Origin of the sequence: Neobacillus sp. OS1-32 (assembly GCF_030915425.1) — a bacterium.
Classification (GTDB): domain Bacteria; phylum Bacillota; class Bacilli; order Bacillales; family Cytobacillaceae; genus Neobacillus; species Neobacillus paridis.
This window is the reverse complement of sequence record NZ_CP133263.1, coordinates 1,657,196-1,677,429: the sequence shown is the minus strand read 5'-3', so window position 1 is coordinate 1,677,429 and position 20,234 is coordinate 1,657,196. Positions and strand designations below refer to the sequence as shown.

Annotated in this window: 22 protein-coding genes; 21 read left to right on the top strand and 1 reads right to left on the bottom strand. The window is 42.6% G+C overall.

Features of this window, described 5'->3' with window-relative positions:
- The first annotated feature begins 33 nt into the window (after positions 1 to 33).
- The 10 genes from def to spoVM all read left to right on the top strand — a co-directional run bounded on the left by def (position 34) and on the right by spoVM (position 9,135).
- Positions 34 to 519, top strand: coding sequence for a peptide deformylase (gene def, locus RCG24_RS08470; RefSeq protein WP_308078862.1), 486 nt, complete (start codon positions 34 to 36; stop codon positions 517 to 519).
- The gene (gene fmt, locus RCG24_RS08465; RefSeq protein WP_202653884.1) at positions 516 to 1,460 is read left to right on the top strand and encodes a methionyl-tRNA formyltransferase; all 945 of its coding nucleotides are present in this window, start codon (positions 516 to 518) and stop codon (positions 1,458 to 1,460) included. Before def ends, fmt begins: the two co-directional genes overlap by 4 nt.
- A gap of 1 nt (position 1,461) precedes the next feature.
- Complete coding sequence (gene rsmB / locus RCG24_RS08460; RefSeq protein ID WP_308078861.1) at positions 1,462 to 2,841, top strand: 16S rRNA (cytosine(967)-C(5))-methyltransferase RsmB; 1,380 nt, start codon at positions 1,462 to 1,464, stop codon at positions 2,839 to 2,841.
- A gap of 3 nt (positions 2,842 to 2,844) precedes the next feature.
- Positions 2,845 to 3,933, top strand: a complete 1,089-nt coding sequence (gene rlmN / locus RCG24_RS08455; RefSeq protein ID WP_202653886.1) for a dual-specificity RNA methyltransferase RlmN — start codon at positions 2,845 to 2,847, stop codon at positions 3,931 to 3,933.
- 4 nt (positions 3,934 to 3,937) lie between these two features.
- The gene (locus RCG24_RS08450) at positions 3,938 to 4,684 is read left to right on the top strand and encodes a Stp1/IreP family PP2C-type Ser/Thr phosphatase (protein WP_202653887.1); all 747 of its coding nucleotides are present in this window, start codon (positions 3,938 to 3,940) and stop codon (positions 4,682 to 4,684) included.
- A 6-nt stretch (positions 4,685 to 4,690) separates the two neighbouring features.
- Positions 4,691 to 6,667, top strand: a complete 1,977-nt coding sequence (pknB, locus tag RCG24_RS08445) for a Stk1 family PASTA domain-containing Ser/Thr kinase (protein ID WP_202653888.1) — start codon at positions 4,691 to 4,693, stop codon at positions 6,665 to 6,667.
- 57 nt (positions 6,668 to 6,724) lie between these two features.
- Entirely contained in the window at positions 6,725 to 7,606 is an 882-nt protein-coding gene (gene rsgA, locus RCG24_RS08440; RefSeq protein ID WP_202653889.1) for a ribosome small subunit-dependent GTPase A, read from the top strand.
- Positions 7,607 to 7,608: 2 nt separating this feature from the next.
- Complete coding sequence (gene rpe, locus RCG24_RS08435; protein WP_202653890.1) at positions 7,609 to 8,259, top strand: ribulose-phosphate 3-epimerase; 651 nt, start codon at positions 7,609 to 7,611, stop codon at positions 8,257 to 8,259.
- A 36-nt stretch (positions 8,260 to 8,295) separates the two neighbouring features.
- Entirely contained in the window at positions 8,296 to 8,943 is a 648-nt protein-coding gene (locus RCG24_RS08430; protein ID WP_202653891.1) for a thiamine diphosphokinase, read from the top strand.
- Between the two features lie 108 nt (positions 8,944 to 9,051).
- The gene (spoVM, locus tag RCG24_RS08425) at positions 9,052 to 9,135 is read left to right on the top strand and encodes a stage V sporulation protein SpoVM (protein WP_199417578.1); all 84 of its coding nucleotides are present in this window, start codon (positions 9,052 to 9,054) and stop codon (positions 9,133 to 9,135) included.
- A 149-nt stretch (positions 9,136 to 9,284) separates the two neighbouring features.
- Here the strand turns inward: spoVM and rpmB are convergent, their stop codons facing one another.
- On the bottom strand, positions 9,285 to 9,473 hold the full coding sequence (rpmB, locus tag RCG24_RS08420; RefSeq protein ID WP_007087786.1) for a 50S ribosomal protein L28: 189 nt from the start codon (positions 9,471 to 9,473) through the stop codon (positions 9,285 to 9,287).
- Positions 9,474 to 9,834: 361 nt separating this feature from the next.
- Here rpmB and RCG24_RS08415 point away from each other — a divergent pair, with 361 nt between their 5' ends.
- The 11 genes from RCG24_RS08415 (at position 9,835) to rnc (ending at position 20,229) form a co-directional block, all read left to right on the top strand.
- Complete coding sequence (locus RCG24_RS08415) at positions 9,835 to 10,197, top strand: Asp23/Gls24 family envelope stress response protein (RefSeq protein WP_202653892.1); 363 nt, start codon at positions 9,835 to 9,837, stop codon at positions 10,195 to 10,197.
- A 15-nt stretch (positions 10,198 to 10,212) separates the two neighbouring features.
- On the top strand, positions 10,213 to 11,895 hold the full coding sequence (locus RCG24_RS08410; RefSeq protein WP_202653893.1) for a DAK2 domain-containing protein: 1,683 nt from the start codon (positions 10,213 to 10,215) through the stop codon (positions 11,893 to 11,895).
- A gap of 128 nt (positions 11,896 to 12,023) precedes the next feature.
- Positions 12,024 to 12,686 (top strand): L-serine ammonia-lyase, iron-sulfur-dependent subunit beta, encoded by a 663-nt coding sequence (gene sdaAB / locus RCG24_RS08405; RefSeq protein WP_202653894.1) that lies wholly within the window; start codon positions 12,024 to 12,026, stop codon positions 12,684 to 12,686.
- 29 nt (positions 12,687 to 12,715) lie between these two features.
- Positions 12,716 to 13,600, top strand: a complete 885-nt coding sequence (gene sdaAA / locus RCG24_RS08400) for an L-serine ammonia-lyase, iron-sulfur-dependent, subunit alpha (protein ID WP_202653895.1) — start codon at positions 12,716 to 12,718, stop codon at positions 13,598 to 13,600.
- Positions 13,597 to 15,645 carry an ATP-dependent DNA helicase RecG gene (gene recG / locus RCG24_RS08395; protein WP_202653896.1) on the top strand — a complete coding sequence of 683 codons (2,049 nt, stop codon included), beginning with the start codon at positions 13,597 to 13,599 and terminating at the stop codon, positions 15,643 to 15,645. Before sdaAA ends, recG begins: the two co-directional genes overlap by 4 nt.
- A 116-nt stretch (positions 15,646 to 15,761) precedes the next feature.
- Complete coding sequence (gene fapR / locus RCG24_RS08390; protein WP_202653897.1) at positions 15,762 to 16,328, top strand: transcription factor FapR; 567 nt, start codon at positions 15,762 to 15,764, stop codon at positions 16,326 to 16,328.
- Positions 16,329 to 16,340: 12 nt separating this feature from the next.
- The gene (gene plsX, locus RCG24_RS08385) at positions 16,341 to 17,330 is read left to right on the top strand and encodes a phosphate acyltransferase PlsX (RefSeq protein WP_202653898.1); all 990 of its coding nucleotides are present in this window, start codon (positions 16,341 to 16,343) and stop codon (positions 17,328 to 17,330) included.
- Positions 17,331 to 17,341: 11 nt separating this feature from the next.
- A complete protein-coding gene (fabD, locus tag RCG24_RS08380; protein ID WP_202653899.1) occupies positions 17,342 to 18,286 on the top strand; it encodes an ACP S-malonyltransferase in 945 nt (314 codons plus the stop codon).
- The gene (gene fabG / locus RCG24_RS08375) at positions 18,286 to 19,032 is read left to right on the top strand and encodes a 3-oxoacyl-[acyl-carrier-protein] reductase (RefSeq protein WP_202654325.1); all 747 of its coding nucleotides are present in this window, start codon (positions 18,286 to 18,288) and stop codon (positions 19,030 to 19,032) included. Before fabD ends, fabG begins: the two co-directional genes overlap by 1 nt.
- 51 nt (positions 19,033 to 19,083) lie before the next feature.
- Complete coding sequence (acpP, locus tag RCG24_RS08370; RefSeq protein ID WP_202653900.1) at positions 19,084 to 19,317, top strand: acyl carrier protein; 234 nt, start codon at positions 19,084 to 19,086, stop codon at positions 19,315 to 19,317.
- A gap of 165 nt (positions 19,318 to 19,482) precedes the next feature.
- Positions 19,483 to 20,229 carry a ribonuclease III gene (gene rnc / locus RCG24_RS08365; protein WP_308078860.1) on the top strand — a complete coding sequence of 249 codons (747 nt, stop codon included), beginning with the start codon at positions 19,483 to 19,485 and terminating at the stop codon, positions 20,227 to 20,229.
- Positions 20,230 to 20,234 lie beyond the last annotated feature (5 nt).

The following is a 20,234-nucleotide window of genomic DNA, read 5'->3' as shown; positions in this document are numbered from 1 at the left end:
TATATAGAGATCAATCTAGACGGAGGAACTATTTTGACGGTACGTAAAATTGTAAACTACCCAGCAGCGATCCTGGAACTGAAATGTAAAGAAGTTGTCAAGTTTGACAAAAAACTAGGAAAAGTGCTGGATGATATGTATGATACGATGATTGAATTTGATGGTGTTGGTCTTGCTGCCCCGCAAATTGGTTTAGATACGCGAATTGCTATCGTTGATATTGATGATGATTCGGGAACAATTGAAATGATTAATCCCCGCATCGTTAAGCAAGAAGGGGAACAAACAGGACCTGAAGGCTGCTTAAGCTTTCCCGGATTATATGGCGAAGTAACGAGACCAAATTATGTAAAAATCGAAGCGTTTGATCGTAAAGGCAGACCATATACCCTTGAGGCAGAAGATTTTCTTGCCAGGGCGATTCAACATGAAATTGATCACCTGGATGGGATCTTATTTACCACAAAAGTTTCCCGATATTTAGAAGAAGATGAGCTGGAAGGAGCGGAATGTGAATGACGAGAATTGTTTTTATGGGTACTCCTGACTTCTCTGTCCCGGTATTAAAGCAAATCATTGAAGATGGCTATGATGTGATTGGAGTGGTGACCCAGCCAGACCGGCCGGTGGGAAGAAAAAGGGTTTTAACACCGCCACCGGTAAAAGCAGAAGCGTTGAAGCATGGAATTCCGATATTTCAGCCTGAAAAGATCCGGCAGCCGGATGAACTGCAGAAGATCCTGGAACTTAAGCCAGATTTAATTGTGACTGCTGCCTTTGGCCAAATCTTACCAAAGGAATTATTGGAAGCCCCTAAATATGGCTGCATTAATGTCCATGCCTCACTGCTCCCTGAGCTGCGCGGCGGGGCTCCGATTCATTATGCCATATTGCAAGGAAAGCAAAAAACCGGGATTACGATTATGTATATGGCTGAAAAATTGGATGCCGGGGATATCCTCACGACTGTGGAAGTTCCGATTGACGAGGAGGATAATGTTGGAACACTTCATGATAAATTAAGCGCTGCTGGTGCTAAACTTTTATCAGAGACATTGCCCAAACTATTGGCAGGACTTCTTACAGCCATTCCGCAAAAAGATGCGGATGCAACCTTTGCTCCCAATATTAAGAGAGAACAGGAAAAAATTGACTGGAACAAGACAGGAGAGGAGATCTACAATCACATTCGCGGTTTAAACCCATGGCCAGTTGCCTTTACCACTTTCAATGGTCAAGTATATAAAATTTGGAAGGCGCAAAAAGTGAACGGGGTAACAGGAAGTCAGCCGGGTGTCATTGTGAAAATCGAAAAAGATGGAATGATCGTTAGCAGTGGAAACGAAACAGCGATTAAAATTACCGAATTGCAACCCGCTGGAAAAACAAAAATGAAATGTGAACAATTTTTACGAGGAGCGGGGGATAAAATTACTATAGGCAGTAAATTAGGAGAATAATATGACAGCAAAAGCAAAAAAGAATGTCCGAGAAACAGCACTCGATCTCCTTATGGCGATTGAGAAGAATCAGTCATACAGCAATTTGCTCCTCAACAATGAAATAAACAAGCATCAGCTTCCCCAGAAAGATGTAGGGCTCTTGACAGAATTAATTTATGGGACATTGCAAAGAAAAATGACCTTAGATTTCTTTTTAGCGCCATTTTTAAAACAGGCGAAGAGACTCGAGAATTGGGTGTTGCAGCTTCTACGGCTGACGCTTTATCAAATGGTTTTTCTTGATAAAATTCCCGACCGTGCCGCGATCCATGAAGCAGTTGAAATTGCCAAGAAACGGGGGCATAAAGGGATTGCCGGATTGGTTAACGGCGTCTTAAGAACGATACAACGGGAAGGCCTGCCAGCTTTGGAGAAGATACCTGATTCATTGGAGCGGCTGGCAATCGAAACGAGTCACCCATTATGGCTTGTAAGAAGATGGGTTGGTCAATTTGGCTATGAAATAACGAAACAAATGTGCGAGACCAACTTGACAGCTCCGCTGCAAACAGCGCGGGTCAACTTGCTGAGAATTTCCCGGGATGAATGCGTCCGACTCCTTGAAGAAGAAGGTTTTCAAATTGAAAAAAGCCCGATTATTCCCGAGGCAATACGCTCTATAAAAGGAAATTTGGCCGCATCTCAAGCATTTAAAAGCGGCCTGTTTACGATTCAAGACGAGAGCTCGATGCTAACTGCCTATGCGCTTGACATCAAAGAAAACGAACAGGTTTTAGATGCCTGTGCTGCCCCTGGAGGAAAAAGTACCCATATCGCGGAAAAATTAAAGCAAACGGGACAAGTGTTTTCGCTTGATCTTCATGAACATAAGGTGAAATTAATTCACGATAATGCCGACCGTTTAGGTTTGACAAATATTCACCCCCGTGTATTAGACTCGCGAATGGCGGGCAGACATTTTGACGAGGAATCGTTTGACCGTGTGCTGCTTGATGCTCCTTGTTCCGGGCTGGGCGTAATGAGAAGAAAGCCGGATATCAAGTATACGAAGCGGGAGCAAGATGTTGAACGGTTAAGCCGCATTCAACAGGATTTGTTAGATTCAGTAGCTCCATTAGTTAAAATAGGCGGAATTCTTGTGTATAGTACCTGTACTGTGGACCAACAGGAAAATAACGGGACAATCGAAACTTTTTTACGGAATCATCGGGAATTTCGCTTGGATCCTTCGTTGAAACAGCGAATGCCCGAAGCAATCCAACCATTGGTGAAAGACTCCGGCTTGCAAATATTTCCGCAGAATTTTGGTTCTGATGGTTTTTATATTGCTGCCTTAACAAAGGAAAAAACAACCGTACAGGATAGAAAAGAGGTGTAACAGTTGGAACAACTTAAGACAACTGAGACAAATACTAGTGACGACAAGAAGCGATCGATTTATTCATTAAACCTCGATGATATGAAAAAATGGCTACAGGAGAACGGTGAAAAACCGTTTCGGGCTGAGCAGCTGTTTGATTGGCTTTATAAAAAAAGAGTAACTTCTTTCGAGGATATGAGCAACTTATCAAAAGCCTTAAGAGAGAAGCTTGCAAGTGAGTTCCAAATTACCACCTTAAATACTGTCGTGCAGCAAACTTCTTCGGATGGAACGATTAAATTTCTATTTGAACTCCATGACGGCTATTCAATTGAAACAGTTCTGATGCGGCATGACTATGGTAATTCCGTCTGCGTTACGACACAGGTTGGCTGCCGGATTGGCTGTACCTTTTGCGCTTCCACTCTCGGCGGCTTAAAGCGGCATCTGGAGGCTGGGGAAATTGTTGCCCAGGTGGTCAAGGTGCAAAAAGCATTGGATGAAACCGAGGAACGGGTAAGTTCAGTTGTCGTTATGGGAATTGGTGAGCCGTTTGATAATTATCAGAATTTGATTTCCTTTTTAAAAATCATCAATCATGAGAAAGGGCTTAATATTGGTGCACGTCATATTACCGTCTCAACGAGCGGCATCGTTCCCAAAGTCTATCAATTTGCTGATGAAAACATGCAGATTAACTTTGCTATTTCTTTACATGCTCCAAATACAGAATTAAGAACGAGATTAATGCCGATTAATAAAGCTTATAAACTTGATGACTTAATGAAAGCAGTACGGTATTATATCGATAAGACGGGGCGCCGGGTCAGCTTTGAATACGGTCTTTTCGGCGGTGTTAACGATTCAACCGACCATGCCGAGGAATTGGCTGATTTATTAAAGGATTTAAAATGCCATGTGAATCTGATACCAGTTAACTATGTGCCGGAAAGAGATTATGTGCGAACACCGCGAGAAAAGATTTTTGCGTTTGAAAAAACACTGAAAAATCGCGGTATTAATGTAACGATTCGCCGGGAGCATGGTCATGACATTGACGCAGCATGCGGTCAGCTTCGTGCAAAGGAGCGAAAAGAGGAGACGAGGTGAAGGTATGAAAGCAGTATTTAAAACAGATAAAGGGAAGGTACGGCTGCACAACGAGGATGCCGGTGGAATCTTTGTCAATAAGGATGGCAGTCTCCTTGCTATTGTTGCCGATGGGATGGGCGGTCACCGGGCAGGCGATGTCGCAAGTGAAATGAGCGTTTCCCATTTGAAAAAGGAATGGGAAACAACAGAGAAAATTTTGACTGCAGATACAGCTGAAAAGTGGTTGCAGGAGGAAATTACCGCTGTCAACAATATTCTTTTAGAACATGCTGCCAATAATTCAGAGTGTGATGGTATGGGGACAACAATCGTTGCCGCCATAACCACTGATCGGTTTGCAACCATAGCAAATATCGGAGATAGCCGCTGCTATATTTTAAATGAATCCGGATTTAAACAAATTACAGAGGATCATTCTCTTGTCAATGAACTTGTCCGTTCAGGGCAAATTTCCAAGGAGGATGCCGAACATCACCCAAGGAAAAATGTCCTATTAAGGGCATTAGGTACTGAAAAAAAAGTTGAAATGGATATTAAGACGATTATTTTTGAAGAAGGAGATATCCTGCTGCTGTGTTCCGACGGACTCTCTAACAAAGTAAGTGAAAATGAAATGGTGAAAATCCTTTTAAATGAAGAACCGCTTGAAGAGAAAGCCCAAACACTTATCTTACTCGCCAATGAAAACGGCGGAGAGGATAATATTACCTTGGGAATTGTGGAGTTTTCTGAGGGCAGTGAGGGGTGATGCCGGATGATGATTGGAAAAAGATTAAGCGGGCGCTATAAAATTTTAAATATTATTGGCGGCGGAGGCATGGCAAATGTCTACCTGGCCCATGATATGATTCTTGATCGTGATGTAGCCGTTAAAATGCTCAGGCTTGATTTTGCAAATGATGAAGAATTTATCAGGAGATTTCGCCGGGAAGCACAAGCAGCTACAAGTCTTGCGCATCCGAATATTGTTAATATTTATGATGTAGGCGAAGAAAATGATCTTTATTATATTGTGATGGAATACGTTGATGGGCAGACTCTTAAACAATACATACAGCAAAATTCTCCATTAAGAGTGGAAAAAGCAATCGAGATCATGAAACAGCTGACATCTGCCATTTCACATGCTCACCATAATCATATTATTCATCGTGATATTAAACCACATAATATTTTAATAGACCATGAAGGAAATGTGAAAGTGACTGATTTTGGGATTGCTACCGCTCTGAGCGCAACAGCGATAACGCAAACAAATTCAGTCTTAGGCTCGGTTCATTATTTATCACCTGAGCAGGCAAGAGGCGGCATGGCGAATCGAAAGTCGGATATTTATTCACTTGGGATCGTGATGTTTGAATTATTAACTGGCAGACTGCCGTTTTCGGGTGAATCAGCTGTATCCATCGCCTTAAAGCATCTGCAATCAGAGACTCCGTCGGTGCGGCGCTGGAATCCAAGTATTCCGCAAAGTGTCGAAAATATCGTCTTAAAGGCAACTGCGAAAGACCCATTTCATCGCTATAACAGCGTTGACGAAATGGAGGAGGACTTGCAGACTGCTCTAGATCCCGAACGGATGAATGAAGCCAAGTTTGCTATTCCTGTCGATGATGAAGCCACGAAAGCCATTCCGGTAATAACCAATGACAAACCATTAAAAAATCTGGAAGAAACCTTGGTTCATAGCACTGAAAACACAGCTGAAAAACCGACCGAAAAAACTAAGAAAGAGAAAAAGAAAGAGAAAAAAAATAAAAAAAGAAAAAAATGGCCGCTAGTTCTCGTTTCTATTTTTCTTTTTTTATGTGTCATAGGATTATTATCTGCTTTATTTTTGCCAGGAATACTTTCTGCTAAGGAGGTTAAAGTTCCTAATGTTAGCGGAATGGAACTGGACGATGCCGTTTCCAAATTAAAGCAAAGTGGATTAGGTATTGATAAAAAAATCAAGATCACAAGTGAAGAAGTAGAAGAAGGTCTCGTTATCAAAACGGACCCCGAAGCAGGAGAAACGGTTAAGGAAAAAGCAAAAGTCACGCTTTATATTAGTTCCGGGAAGAAAAAACTGGAATTATCCAACTATGTTGGCAGAAACTATGATGATGTCGTTCGTTTATTAGATGATAAATTTAAAGATATAAAGAAAATTGAAAAGCACGATGATAGTGCCCCGGGGACGATACTCAGCCAAAATCCGCCGGAAGGGGAACAAGTGGTTCCGGAAGATACCGTCTTAGAATTTGAAGTTAGCTTAGGTCCGGAAATTATTGTCTTAAAAGATTTAACCCAGTATAGTTTAAAAGGTGCCCAGGACTACTGTTCATTAGTTGGGCTAACTCTGGATGCATCACAGGAACAATATGATGAGAAAGTACCAGCAGGAATGGTCATCTCCCAATCACCTAAAGAAGGAACTGAGCTAAAAAAAGGCGATAAGGTTACGGTTGTCATCTCCAAAGGAGAGAAACCTCCAAAAAAGGTCGTCAAAGAGATCACTATTCCCTTTGAACCTGATCCGGAAAATCCTGATAAGGAACAAGTGGTACAGATTTATATTGATGATATGAATCGAAACATGACAGAACCAGCGGAAACATTTAACATCAATGCAACCAAAAAGGTTCAAATCGAGTTAACTATTCCGTATGGTAAAAAAGCCGGCTATAGGGTCATGAAGGACAACACGGTCTTTATGGAAGAAGTTATTAACTATTCGGATATAGATTAAACTGGAAATTAGTGATGGAATTATTAGGAAAAATAATGGTACACATGGAGGGGTGCTATGCCTGAAGGAAAAATTATTAAAGCATTAAGTGGCTTTTACTATGTACTCCATCAGGATCATGTCATTCAATGCCGTGGCAGAGGGGTTTTTCGAAAAAATAAAATCACCCCTCTTGTTGGCGATGAAGTTGTTTTTCAAGCTGAGAATAACCAGGAAGGCTACATTTTGGAAGTGAAAGAGCGAAAGAATGAATTGCAGCGGCCGCCGATTGCCAATGTAGACCAAGCTATTTTGGTTTTTTCAGCGGTAGAACCGGACTTCAGTCCGGGATTGCTGGATCGCTTTCTTGTGTTGGTTGAATTTAACCATATCAAACCGCTGATTTGTATTACAAAAATGGATCTTACTAATGATGACGAGCAGCAAAAGATTTCAACATATGCCGAGCATTATAACGGCGCCGGATATGAAGTGATTCTAACCTCATCCGAAACAGAAGCGGGGATAGATCGTTTGAATCCGCATCTTGAAAATAAAATTTCTGTCTTTGCTGGTCAATCGGGGGTAGGAAAGTCCTCTTTGTTAAATGTTTTGCGGCCCGATTTAGAGTTGAAAACGAATGATATTTCCGCTCATTTGGGAAGGGGCCGGCATACGACTAGGCATGTTGAATTAATAAAAGTAGGTAACGGCCTTGTGGCCGACACGCCCGGGTTTAGTTCATTGGAATTTACCAATATCGAAGCCGAGGATCTAACCCGTTGTTTTCCGGAATTTCTCCGGGCAAGTGAACAATGTAAATTTCGCGGCTGCCTTCATTTGAAAGAACCAAAATGCGGTGTCAAACTGAAAGTAGAGGCAGGAGAGATCCCGGTATACCGTTATGAACACTATGTTGATTTTTTACGAGAAATTAAAGAGAGAAAGCCGAGGTATTAGTAATGATAAAAATTGCTCCCTCCATTCTTTCCGCCGATTTTGCCAAGCTGGGGGAAGAAATTACAGCAGTTGAAAGAGCTGGAGCCGACTACATTCATGTTGATGTAATGGACGGACATTTTGTTCCCAATATCACTATTGGTCCGTTAATTGTCGAGGCCATCAGGCCCATTACCAAACTGCCGCTTGATGTCCATCTGATGATTGAAAACCCTGATCAGTATATTGACGCATTTGCCAAAGCAGGAGCTGACTATCTTACAGTTCATGTAGAAGCCTGCCGCCATTTGCACCGCACGATTCAAACGATTAAATCGTTTGGGGTCAAAGCGGGCGTTGTGTTAAATCCGGCAACTCCGGTCGATACGATTCAGCATATTATTGGTGACATTGACATGGTTTTATTAATGTCGGTTAATCCCGGATTTGGCGGACAAAAGTTCATTCCGGAAGTGCTTCCGAAAATTACTCAAGTCAAGCAAATGGCCGAAACAAAAGGGTTGGACATCGAAATTGAAGTAGATGGCGGCATTAATTCAGAAACGGCTGTTCAATGTGCCCAAGCAGGGGCAAATGTTCTCGTCGCAGGTTCAGCCATTTATAATCAAGAAAACTATGCGAATGCCATTGCGCAGCTAAAGAGCCGGCTTTAATGCCCGGCTTTTTGCTTAGGGGAGAGAGGTACTGTTATGGTTATCAATATCCTGGCAGGGGGCCCGGAAGACCTTTTGCCTAATTTGCAGCAATATAAAGGAGATGGGGCGATCTGGGTCGGTGTTGACCGCGGAGTTTTTCATTTGTTAAAAAGAAACATCACTCCGGAAATAGCTTTTGGTGATTTTGATTCCGTCTCACCGGAAGAATTAGCGTTGATTGAAACGAAAGTAGCAGAATTGAAACGATTTCAGCCGATAAAGAATGAAACAGATACGGAGCTTGCCCTTAATTGGGCATTAGCCCAGAGACCTAAAACAATCCGGCTGTTTGGAGCTACCGGTGGCCGGCTTGATCATTTATTTGCCAATGTTCAGCTGCTTGTTCAACCGTTAAAGACCAAGCAGGCAACAGATATTTATTTAATTGACAGATGTAACGAGATGTTTATCAAAGGACCAGGAATGTATGAATTAAAAAAACGGGAAACAGAAAAATACATTTCGTTTATTCCCCTGACGCTTGAGATCAGTAATCTCACACTTTCCGGCTTTAAATATCCCTTGAAAAATCGTCATATTTCTCTTGGTTCGACACTATGTATTAGTAATGAACTTATTAGTGAATATGGTACTTTTTCATTTTCCGAAGGCATATTAATAGTGGTAAGAAGCCATGATTAATAGGCTTGTTAGGTGGTACTGATTTCGTCAGTTTGAATAATATGATATTGACGTTTGCAAGTTAAAAGTGATAAGAGAAGCAACGTGAGATTGGTGAGGAGGGACAGTATGAAATTTTATACGATTAAACTGCCGAAGTTTCTAGGCGGCATTGTCCGGGCGATGATTGGTGTGTTTCATAAGAAAGAATAAAAAATTCAGCTCAAGGATGATTTAATACCTTTCGATAAACGTGAAGTACCCATAACTTTTGGGTGCTTTTTATTTTGTCAATTAGGAAATAATATATAATAGGATGGAATGAAAAAAGCATCCCAAAAGGATGCTCATGTTTCGCTAAATCATACGCGTTCAACTTTACCGGATCTTAACGCTCTTGCCGAAACCCAGACGCGTTTTGGCTTGCCATCAACAAGAATACGTACTTTTTGTAGGTTAGCACCCCATGTGCGCTTATTAGCGTTCATAGCGTGTGAACGTGCGTTACCAGTGGTTGTTTTCTTTCCAGTTACAACACATTTACGTGGCATAGATTATCCCTCCTTAACTACCAACAGCATAAACAGTAATGTTTAGAAACAAAGTACTATAGAAAAATGGCTCAGTCCAATTTTCTAGTCTTCACATACTTTAATAATTTACCATACAACGAATACGAATGCAATAGCGAAAAGCGAAAGTGCCACTCCCCTGGGACTATAGCTAGACAATAGCGAAAAGCGAAAATACCTAGATGTTTGAACCGGACAAAATGTATTCAAGAAAAAAACCTTGACAATACTTAATTAAAAATGCTCTCATAGTAAAAAGAAAGCTATGGCTTCCAATATCGCTTTCACTATAGTAAAATGACTGTAGCCTAGGAGCAAAAATCCAAAGGAGGAACGATTCATGTCCATCGAATTAAAAACGAAGTACGGACAAATTGATATTTCAAACGAAGTGATCGCTACGATTGCTGGAGGAGCGGCAATTGAATGCTACGGAATCGTCGGTATGGCCTCCAAAAATCAAATTAAAGATGGTATTACGGAAATATTGCGGAAAGAAAACTTCACCCGCGGTGTTATTGTTAGACAGGAAAATGAGGCAATACATATTGATATGTACATTATTGTCAGCTATGGAACGAAAATTTCCGAAATTGCTCACAACGTGCAATCAAAGGTAAAATACACCCTTGATAAGACTGTTGGACTTGCCGTTGACTCGGTAAATATTTACGTTCAGGGAGTTCGTGTGACTCAACCTTAATAAGGAGGAAGTTTTGTGTCAATTACAGCACTAGATGGAAAACGTTTTGCCGAGATGGTCATCCATGCTGCGAATCATCTGGCTGCAAATGCCAAGATGGTTGATGCTCTAAACGTTTTTCCAGTACCGGACGGCGATACGGGAACAAATATGAATTTATCCTTGACCTCCGGAGCAAGAGAAGTTAAAAATAATGTTCAAGAACATATTGGCAAGGTTGGTGTGGCCCTTTCAAAAGGGTTACTGATGGGAGCCCGAGGAAATTCCGGGGTCATTCTTTCCCAACTCTTTCGCGGCTTTGCAAAATCGATTGAAAATAAAGCGGTTATTTCAGGAAGTGATTTTGCCCAGGCCTTTGAGGCAGGGGTGGAAACTGCCTATAAAGCCGTCATGAAGCCAGTAGAAGGGACTATTTTAACTGTCGCCAAAGATGCAGCCAAAAAAGGTGTCCAAGCCTCTGAAAAATCCGATGATATCATTGTCATTATGGAAGCAGTTTTAAAGGAAGCAAAAGCCTCTTTAAAGCGAACGCCTGATCTTCTTCCGGTGTTAAAGGAAGTAGGAGTTGTTGATAGCGGCGGCCAAGGTCTTGTATGTGTGTATGAGGGATTTCTTGCCGAACTAAAGGGTGAAAAACTATCTGATAACGCCAATGTTCTTCCGTCGATGGATGAATTGGTAAATGCCGAACACCATAAAAGCGTTCAAAGTCATATGAACACAGAGGATATTGTTTATGGCTACTGTACTGAATTTATGGTTAAATTTGAGGACGCAAAGATTGCGAAAAACCCTTTCAAAGAGGAAGTATTCCGTAACGATCTAAGCAAGCTGGGTGATTCACTGCTTGTGATTGCCGACGATGAACTGGTAAAAGTTCATATTCATTCGGAACAGCCTGGAAATGTTTTAAATTATGGACAGCGTTATGGCAGTTTAATCAATATGAAAATTGAAAATATGCGCCAGCAACATTCCCAGATTGTTGGCGGAACCAAAAACACTTTAGAATCTGACCACCCTGTTGCACCAAAGGAACAGCAGGAATATGGAATTGTCACGGTTTCCATGGGTGCGGGCATTGCAGATTTATTTAAAAGCATCGGTGCCCATGCGGTTATTGAAGGCGGCCAGACAATGAATCCCAGTACGGAAGATATTGTCAAGGCCATCAAGGAAGTTAATGCGCGAAAGGTTTTTATCTTGCCAAATAACAAAAATATTATTATGGCGGCTGAACAGGCGGTTCAAGTAGCTGAAGAGGAAATTTATGTTATTCCTTCCAAAACGGTTCCCCAAGGGCTTTCAGCACTGCTTGCCTTCAATCCCAATGCCGATGCAAAAACAAATGAAGCGGCAATGAAGGAATCATTGAAGCATGTAAAGACAGGACAAATCACTTTTGCTGTCCGCGATACGCAAATAGATGGATTGGATATTGAAAAAGATGATTTCATGGGGATTGCTGAAGGAAAGATAGTCGTTAAAAATAAGGATAAAATGACGGCTGCCGAAGACTTGTTAGCACAAATGTTGGATGATGATTCAGAAATCTTGACGATCATTTATGGAGAAGGCGTAACCGAATCAGAAGTGAATCAGCTAAAGGAATTTATCGGGAAAAATTATGCGGATGTGGAAATTGAAATTCATAATGGTCAGCAGCCGTTGTATTCTTTTATCTTTTCAATTGAATAGGGAATCGATAAAATAGTAGGTGGGTCTCTAGGGGAGATCCACCATTATTTTTTTAAAATAGGTAGAGACATTTTTAAGCAAATGAATAGAGATGTATTAACAGCATTTGCTTTAGGGAGGAAAGGTTTGTGAAATATAGGAGTGTCTTTGATATTATCGGTCCTGTCATGATTGGACCATCAAGTTCACATACAGCTGGTGCCGCAAGAATAGGCCGGGTGGCCCGTAGTCTTTTTGGCCGAGAACCAAAATGGGCGAATATCTCTTTATATGGTTCATTTGCTAAAACATACAAAGGTCATGGTACAGATGTTGCCATTGTTGGCGGCTTATTAGATTTTGATACGGATGATCAAAGGATCATTCACGCTCTCGATATTGCCAAGGAGCGGGGGATTAAACTTAACTTTATCGAAGAAGATGCCGTAACAGACCACCCGAACACCGCCAGAGTGATGATGGGCGATCACAATGGGGAATTGGAATTGGTCGGAATTTCAATAGGCGGTGGTAAAATAGAAATAATCGAGTTGAATGGTTTTGAGCTGAAGCTTTCTGGTAACCATCCCGCGATTCTCGTCGTCCATAACGATCGTTTTGGAGCGATCGCCAGCGTTGCCAATACCCTTGCCAAATACGAAATCAATATTGGTCATATGGAAGTTGCCCGCAAAGATGTTGGGAAAATGGCACTCATGACTATTGAAGTAGATCAGAATATTGATGATCAGCTGCTTGTGGAACTTGAACAGCTTCCCAATATTTTAAAAGTAACGAAGATTGTAGATTAAGCATTAATGGCAGCTGAAGGAGGAATTTTATGTTTCGTAATGTAGCCGAATTAGTGGAATTGGCAGTCAGTCAAAATAAAAAAATCTCTGAAATCATGATTGAGCAGGAAGCAGCGGTAAGCGGCCGTTCAAAAGAAGAAGTCATGGCTCTCATGGAAAGAAATCTGACCGTGATGGAAGAAGCGGTTGAGCGAGGAATAAAAGGGGTGACATCCCATTCGGGTTTAACCGGCGGGGATGCGGTTCTGTTGCAAAAATATATTGAAAAAGGAAATTTCCTTACAGGTGAGACCATTCTTGATGCGGTAAGTAAAGCGGTTGCCACCAACGAAGTCAATGCGGCGATGGGAACCATTTGCGCAACTCCAACAGCCGGTTCTGCTGGTGTCGTACCGGGGACATTATTTGCAGTAAAGAAAAAGTTGAACCCGACTAGGGAGCAAATGATCTCATTTCTTTTTACCGCCGGGGCCTTTGGCTTTGTAGTTGCTAACAATGCTTCGATTTCAGGGGCCGCCGGGGGCTGTCAGGCAGAGGTCGGTTCAGCTGCCGGAATGGCGGCTGCCGCCATTGTTGAAATGGCAGGAGGAACGCCGCAGCAATGTGCTGAGGCGATGGCGATTACGTTGAAAAATATGCTTGGATTGGTCTGTGACCCGGTTGCTGGCCTGGTGGAAGTCCCCTGTGTGAAGCGAAACGCCATGGGGGCAGCCAATGCTATGGTGGCAGCCGATATGGCCTTAGCCGGAATTACCAGCCGAATTCCATGTGATGAAGTTATTGATGCCATGTACAAAATAGGTCAATCGATGCCGACCGCATTAAAAGAAACTGCGCAGGGAGGGTTGGCGGCTACCCCGACAGGCCGTGCGCTTGCGGCAAAAATATTTGGAATGCCGCTCAAAGAAAAGTGAATCAATATCTAAACCAATCAGTAACGGTCATAAAAGGAATTGGTGAGGAAACGGCTGAAACATTAGCTGAAATGAAAATTGTTACGATTCAGGACTTATTAGAGTATTTTCCTTACCGTTATGAGGACTATCGCCTTCGCGACTTAGCAGAGGTCGACCATGAAGAAAAAGTGACAGTCGAAGGGAAGGTTCACAGTGAGCCTTCTCTTGCCTATTATGGCGGAAAAAAATCGAAACTGACATTTCGACTTTTGGTCGGACGCTATCTAATCAAGGTAGTCTTTTTTAACCAGCCTTATTTGAAAAAGAAACTTGCTATGAATGAAACAATAACGGTGACCGGAAAATGGGATGTCCATCGCCAGACCATTACGGCGAATGAACTGCAGCTTGGCTTTAACACGAAACAGCATGACTTTGAACCTGTTTATTCATTAAAAGGCAGATTAACAACAAAAGGTATGCGAAAATTTATCCGTCTTGCTTTTCAGCAATTTGGCCATTTTATTGAAGAAACCTTGCCTGTAACGATGCTTCAAAAGTATCGGCTTCAAGGCCGCCGGGAAGCTATCAGGGCAATGCATTTCCCACAGAATCAGGAGGATCTGAAGCAAGCCCGCAGGCGCTTTGTATATGAGGAATTTCTCTTGTTTCAATTAAAGATGCAGGGGTTAAGAAAGTTTGAACGGGAACATTCCCCTGGAATTAACCAGAATTTTCATCTTAAGAGCGTAGAGAGGTTCATTAGCAGTCTGCCATTTCCACTGACCAATGCCCAAAAACGGGTGGTCAATGAAATTTTAACAGATATGCGCTCTCCTTACCGGATGAATCGACTGTTACAGGGTGATGTGGGCTCCGGAAAAACAGTTGTAGCGGGCATCGGTCTATATGCCTCTGTGACAGCAGGATTTCAGGGTGCACTCATGGCACCAACGGAGATATTAGCCGAACAGCATGCCGCAGGCTTAAAGCAGCTTTTAGAGCCTTTTTCAGTCAGATGTGAGTTGTTAACAAGCTCGATTAAAGGAAAGCGGAGAGGGGAAATTCTTGAAGAATTGGCTAATGGAAACGTCGATATTTTAATCGGTACACATGCCCTGATTCAGGATGAGGTTTCTTTTAAACGGCTGGGGCTGGTAATCACGGATGAACAGCATCGTTTTGGCGTTGCGCAACGGCGGATTTTGCGGGAAAAAGGGGAAAATCCCGATGTTTTATTTATGACGGCAACACCGATTCCCCGCACGCTCGCGATCACGGTTTTTGGTGAAATGGACGTTTCCATTATTGATGAAATGCCAGCTGGAAGAAAAACTATCGAGACATATTGGGCGAAACCGGAAATGTTGGAACGGGTTCTTGCATTTGTTGAGAAGGAATTAGTCAAGGGGCACCAGGCTTACGTCATTTGTCCATTAATCGAAGAATCGGACAAGCTGGATGTTCAAAACGCGATTGATGTTCATGCAGCATTAAGTCAATATTTTCAACATCGATATCGTGTTGGTTTAATGCATGGCCGGCTAAACTCTGAGGAAAAGGATTCTGTTATGAAAGCCTTTAGCACGAATGAAGTGCAGGTCCTTGTTTCAACCACCGTGGTTGAAGTTGGAGTGAACGTGCCAAATGCGACGATCATGGTGGTTTATGATGCGGAAAGATTTGGCCTGTCACAGCTGCATCAACTCCGCGGCCGTGTTGGTCGGGGAAGTGATCAATCCTATTGTATTCTCCTGGCCAGTCCTAAATCGGAGGAAGGGCAGGAAAGAATGAGAATCATGACTGAGACAAATGATGGTTTTGTGCTTAGTGAAAAGGATCTGGAGTTGAGAGGACCGGGAGACTTTTTTGGAAAGAAACAAAGCGGTATACCAGAGTTCAAGGTAGCTGATATGGTTCACGATTATCGTGCCTTGGAAACTGCCCGCAATGATGCGGCCATTCTAATCCAATCGCAGTATTTTTGGTCCTCACCTGAGTATGGTTTCTTAAGAAAAAGGTTGGAGGAATCCGGTATCCTAGCCGGCGAAAAGCTGGATTGATCGAAAAGCGGAAAGCGAAGGCAGATTGCAAGAATAAAAGTTATTCTTGCAATCTGCCTTTTTAAATTTTATACTACTCTTAGTACCTAGTCATAAGATCTCGGACGGTGTATGAAATGCGACGAAACAAAAAAGAACGGCAGAAGTTATTAGCTGCCACAATTAATGAAAATCCTTTTGTAACGGATGAGGAGCTTGCTGAAACATTTAATGTCAGTGTCCAAACGATCCGTCTGGACCGATTGGAACTTTCTATTCCTGAGCTTCGTGAGCGGATAAAATCGGTGGCTGAAAAGCGGTTTGAAGATCAAGTCCGTTCCTTGCCGCTTGATGAAGTGATTGGTGAAATCATTGATATTGAGCCTGATCGAAGTGCCATTTCCATTTTGGATGTCAAGGAAGAGCATGTGTTTAGGCGAAATCAAATTGCCCGCGGGCATCATTTGTTTGCCCAGGCCAATTCACTGGCGGTAGCGGTTATCAATGATGAGTTAGCCCTGACAGCGAAGGCAAATATCCAGTTTAAACGGTCGGTTAAACTGAAGGAACGCGTTGTGGCCAAAGCCAGAGTTACCAAAATTGATGAGGCAATTGGCAGGACCTTTGTTGAAGTAATCAGTTATGTGAATAATGAACCAGTCTTTACCGGAGACTTTGAGATGTACCGTTCAAAAACTAGCTAAAGGATGAGACAGATGAAAATTGCAATCGATGCGATGGGCGGGGACAATGCCCCGAAGGAAATTGTTTTAGGAGCGATGAAGGCTGTTGAAGCCTTTTCAGATATTGAACTGATCCTTGTCGGAGACGAAGATAAAATAAATGAAACATTAACACCACATGAACGAATTTCTGCGATACATACAACAGAGGTCATCTTGGCCACTGATGAACCAGTCAGGGCGGTGCGCCGCAAAAAAGATGCTTCGATGGTGCTAGCGGCTCGTCAGGTAGCCGAAGGATTGGCGGATGCCTGCCTGTCTGCAGGAAATACCGGGGCTCTCATGGCAGCTGGGTTATTTGTGGTCGGAAGAATCGAAGGAATCGATCGGCCGGCATTAGCACCGACGCTGCCCACCATTGACGGCAAGGGATTTTTATTGTTAGACGTAGGGGCAAATGCCGATGCCAAGCCTGAACATTTGCTGCAGTATGCGATGATGGGCTCGATATATAGTGAGAAGGTCAGAGGCATTAAAGAACCGCGGGTTGGCCTCTTGAATATTGGAACGGAAGAAAAAAAAGGAAACGAACTGACGAAGCATGCTTTTGAACTGTTAAAAACCGCAGAAGTAAATTTTATCGGTAATGTGGAGGCGCGTGATTTGCTTTCTGGTGTCGCCGATGTTGTTGTTACTGATGGTTTTACCGGTAATATGGTCTTAAAAACGATTGAAGGCACTGCTCTGGGGATGTTTAAAATGTTAAAAACGGCTTTAATGAGCAGCGTTAAAAGCAAGCTGGCTGCAGCCGTTTTAAAACCCAACCTGAAGCAATTGAAAAATACCTTGGATTATTCTGAATACGGCGGGGCAGCGCTTTTTGGCTTAAAAGCTCCGGTCATCAAGGCACATGGTTCCTCAAATGCCCAGGCGCTTTTCAGTGCAGTAAAACAAACAAGAGAAATGGTTGCCAATAATGTTGTCGGCATGGTCAAACAAACGGTGGAAGAGAATAAACAATAGGGAGTGATCATATGGGAAAAATCGCTTTTGTGTTTCCTGGGCAAGGATCTCAAACTGTAGGGATGGGGAAAGAGCTTGCCGAGAAACATCCTGATATTATGGCCTATTTTCAAAAAGCTGATGAAACATTAAACAGTTCATTGAGCACATTAATTTTCGAAGGTCCCAAAGAGGAACTGACACTAACAGTGAACACTCAGCCTGCACTTTTAACCACAAGCATCGCGATTTTGCATTTTTTTCAAAAATCAGGAATAGTTCCAGATTTTGTCGCCGGTCACAGCCTTGGTGAATATACCGCACTTGTCGCTGCCGGAGTACTAAACTTTGAAGATGGGGTATATGCGGTCAGAAAAAGAGGCGAATTTATGGAAAATGCCGTACCGAATGGTGAAGGCTCCATGGCTGCTGTTTTAGGGCTGGAGCGTGATAAACTATTAGCCGTTACCGAAGAGGTTACAGCATCCGGGTCTCCTGTTGCACTGGCCAATTTAAATTGTCCCGGTCAAATTGTCATTTCCGGTTCAAAAACAGGCGTGGAATTGGCAGGAGGAAAGGCAAAAGAAGCTGGTGCAAAAAGGGTATTGCCGCTGGAAGTGAGCGGACCGTTCCATTCTCCATTAATGAAGCCGGCTGCAACCCAGCTGCGGGAAGTTTTAGATGGTCTAGAGATGCATGATGCCCGCATTCCGGTTGTCGCTAATGTGACTGCAGAACCAATTAATTCCGCAGCCGAAATCAAGGATCAATTAATCGAGCAACTGTATTCTCCCGTATTATGGGATGACTCGGTGCGAAAAATGATTGCCATGGGTGTGGACACTTTCATTGAAATCGGTCCGGGAAAGGTCCTTTCCGGGTTGATAAAAAAAATCGATAAGACAGTGACAGCCTATTCAGTTTCGGACGAAGCTAGCGCAGCGCAAGTAATCCATGCCTTAAAGGAGGAAAAATGATGAGTTTAACGGGAAAAACAGCACTGGTAACAGGAGCATCCCGGGGAATCGGCCGGGCAATTGCCCTTGAACTTGCAAGCCAGGGTGCCAATGTGGCCGTAAATTATGCCGGCAGTGAAGCGAAAGCAAATGAAGTAGTCGATGAAATCAAAGCTCTTGGCAGGGATGCTTTTGCGTATAAATGCAATGTTTCCGATTCAGCAAATGTTACTGAAATGGTAAAAAGTGTGATAGACCGTTTTGGCAGTCTGGATATTCTTGTGAATAATGCCGGCATAACAAAGGATAATTTAATCATGAGAATGAAGGAAGAAGAATGGGATGATGTCATTAATATTAACCTAAAAGGGGTTTTTTTAGTGACAAAAGCGGTCACAAGGCAAATGATGAAGCAGCGCAAAGGGCGGATTATTAATATTGCTTCGATCGTCGGTGTCAGCGGTAATCCCGGCCAGGCCAACTATGTAGCTGCAAAAGCGGGAGTGATTGGCTTGACAAAAACAACCGCAAAAGAGCTCGCTTCACGGAATATCACTGTTAATGCGATCGCACCTGGTTTTATCACGACAGATATGACGGATCAACTGCCGGAAGAGATAAAAGCAGAAATGTTAAAACAAATTCCATTGGCACGTTTAGGGGAACCAAAAGATGTTGCTAAAGCGGCTGCCTTCCTGGCCTCGGACGATGCCGCCTATATCACCGGGCAAACATTAAATATCGACGGTGGAATGGTAATGTTATAGTTTATTCTCTGACAGAAATCCTTTATAATAGCTTGAGGGGAGGTGAAGAGCATGGCAGATGTATTAGAACGTGTAACAAAGATCATCGTTGATCGTTTAGGCGTCGACGAGTCCCAAGTGACCCTTGAGGCTTCATTTAAAGATGATCTTGGTGCTGATTCCCTTGATGTAGTGGAACTCGTTATGGAATTAGAAGATGAGTTCGATATGGAAATTTCTGACGAAGATGCTGAGAAGATTAGCACAGTAGGTGATGCTGTGAACTACATAAATAGCAAAAAGTAATTTCGTTAGAATCAAAACATCAAAGCTCCGTTTTCAAACGGGGCTTTCTTATGTAGAATAGAACTTGGCCGATGAAACGAAACTGCCAGGTTTTTTTGCTTTTTGTGGTAGTTTTTCTTAAACTAACAATAGCATATTCAAATTTATTGCAAGGTGGAGACGTTAATGCGTTGGAACGGGAAAGAAAATGAAGGTAATAATCGGACCATAGAAAGGCAATTTAAAAAATTTCAAGAGCAAATAGGGATTACCTTTACGAATGAAAAATTATTAAAACATGCTTTTACTCATTCATCATATGTGAATGAGCATCGAAGAAAGCCTTTTGAAGATAATGAAAGACTTGAATTTTTAGGAGATGCCGTCTTAGAACTAACCGTTTCTCAGTTCCTTTTCAAAAAATATCCGACAATGGCGGAAGGAGAGTTGACGAAACTAAGAGCTGCCATTGTATGTGAGCCGTCACTTGTTAAGTTTGCTAACGAACTTGAATTTGGAAAATTAATCTTACTTGGTAAAGGGGAAGAAATGACAGGTGGCAGAGAGCGTCCGGCCCTCTTGGCTGACGTCTTTGAAGCATTTATTGGCGCTCTTTATTTGGATCAAGGAATCGACAGCGTTATTAGTTTTTTGGAAAAGACTGTCTTTCCGAAAATTAATGCCGGTGCTTTTTCTCATGTGATGGATTTTAAAAGCCAATTGCAGGAGATCGTTCAGCGGGATGGTACAGGTATAATTGAATACCGGGTCCTGCAGGAAAAGGGACCTGCCCACAATAAAGAATTTGTCTCAAGGGTCACATTAAATGGACAAGAATTAGGGGTGGGAACCGGCAGGTCCAAGAAAGAGGCCGAACAGCATGCCGCCCAAATGGCATTATCCCGCCTAAAATCGGCAGGAACCCCCCACTGATTGAG

Bases quoted from the DNA above. Each gene is read 5' to 3' on its own strand.
- rpe (WP_202653890.1), top strand. From the start codon at position 7,609: ATGATAAAAATTGCTCCCTCCATTCTTTCCGCCGATTTTGCCAAGCTG.
- rpmB (WP_007087786.1), bottom strand. From the start codon at position 9,473: ATGCCACGTAAATGTGTTGTAACTGGAAAGAAAACAACCACTGGTAAC.
- rsmB (WP_308078861.1), top strand. From the start codon at position 1,462: ATGACAGCAAAAGCAAAAAAGAATGTCCGAGAAACAGCACTCGATCTC.
- rnc (WP_308078860.1), top strand. From the start codon at position 19,483: ATGCGTTGGAACGGGAAAGAAAATGAAGGTAATAATCGGACCATAGAA.
- spoVM (WP_199417578.1), top strand. From the start codon at position 9,052: ATGAAATTTTATACGATTAAACTGCCGAAGTTTCTAGGCGGCATTGTC.
- RCG24_RS08450 (WP_202653887.1), top strand. From the start codon at position 3,938: ATGAAAGCAGTATTTAAAACAGATAAAGGGAAGGTACGGCTGCACAAC.
- fabD (WP_202653899.1), top strand. From the start codon at position 17,342: ATGGGAAAAATCGCTTTTGTGTTTCCTGGGCAAGGATCTCAAACTGTA.
- pknB (WP_202653888.1), top strand. From the start codon at position 4,691: ATGATGATTGGAAAAAGATTAAGCGGGCGCTATAAAATTTTAAATATT.
- plsX (WP_202653898.1), top strand. From the start codon at position 16,341: ATGAAAATTGCAATCGATGCGATGGGCGGGGACAATGCCCCGAAGGAA.
- fabG (WP_202654325.1), top strand. From the start codon at position 18,286: ATGAGTTTAACGGGAAAAACAGCACTGGTAACAGGAGCATCCCGGGGA.
- RCG24_RS08430 (WP_202653891.1), top strand. From the start codon at position 8,296: ATGGTTATCAATATCCTGGCAGGGGGCCCGGAAGACCTTTTGCCTAAT.
- sdaAA (WP_202653895.1), top strand. From the start codon at position 12,716: ATGTTTCGTAATGTAGCCGAATTAGTGGAATTGGCAGTCAGTCAAAAT.
- fapR (WP_202653897.1), top strand. From the start codon at position 15,762: ATGCGACGAAACAAAAAAGAACGGCAGAAGTTATTAGCTGCCACAATT.
- acpP (WP_202653900.1), top strand. From the start codon at position 19,084: ATGGCAGATGTATTAGAACGTGTAACAAAGATCATCGTTGATCGTTTA.
- fmt (WP_202653884.1), top strand. From the start codon at position 516: ATGACGAGAATTGTTTTTATGGGTACTCCTGACTTCTCTGTCCCGGTA.
- rsgA (WP_202653889.1), top strand. From the start codon at position 6,725: ATGCCTGAAGGAAAAATTATTAAAGCATTAAGTGGCTTTTACTATGTA.
- RCG24_RS08415 (WP_202653892.1), top strand. From the start codon at position 9,835: ATGTCCATCGAATTAAAAACGAAGTACGGACAAATTGATATTTCAAAC.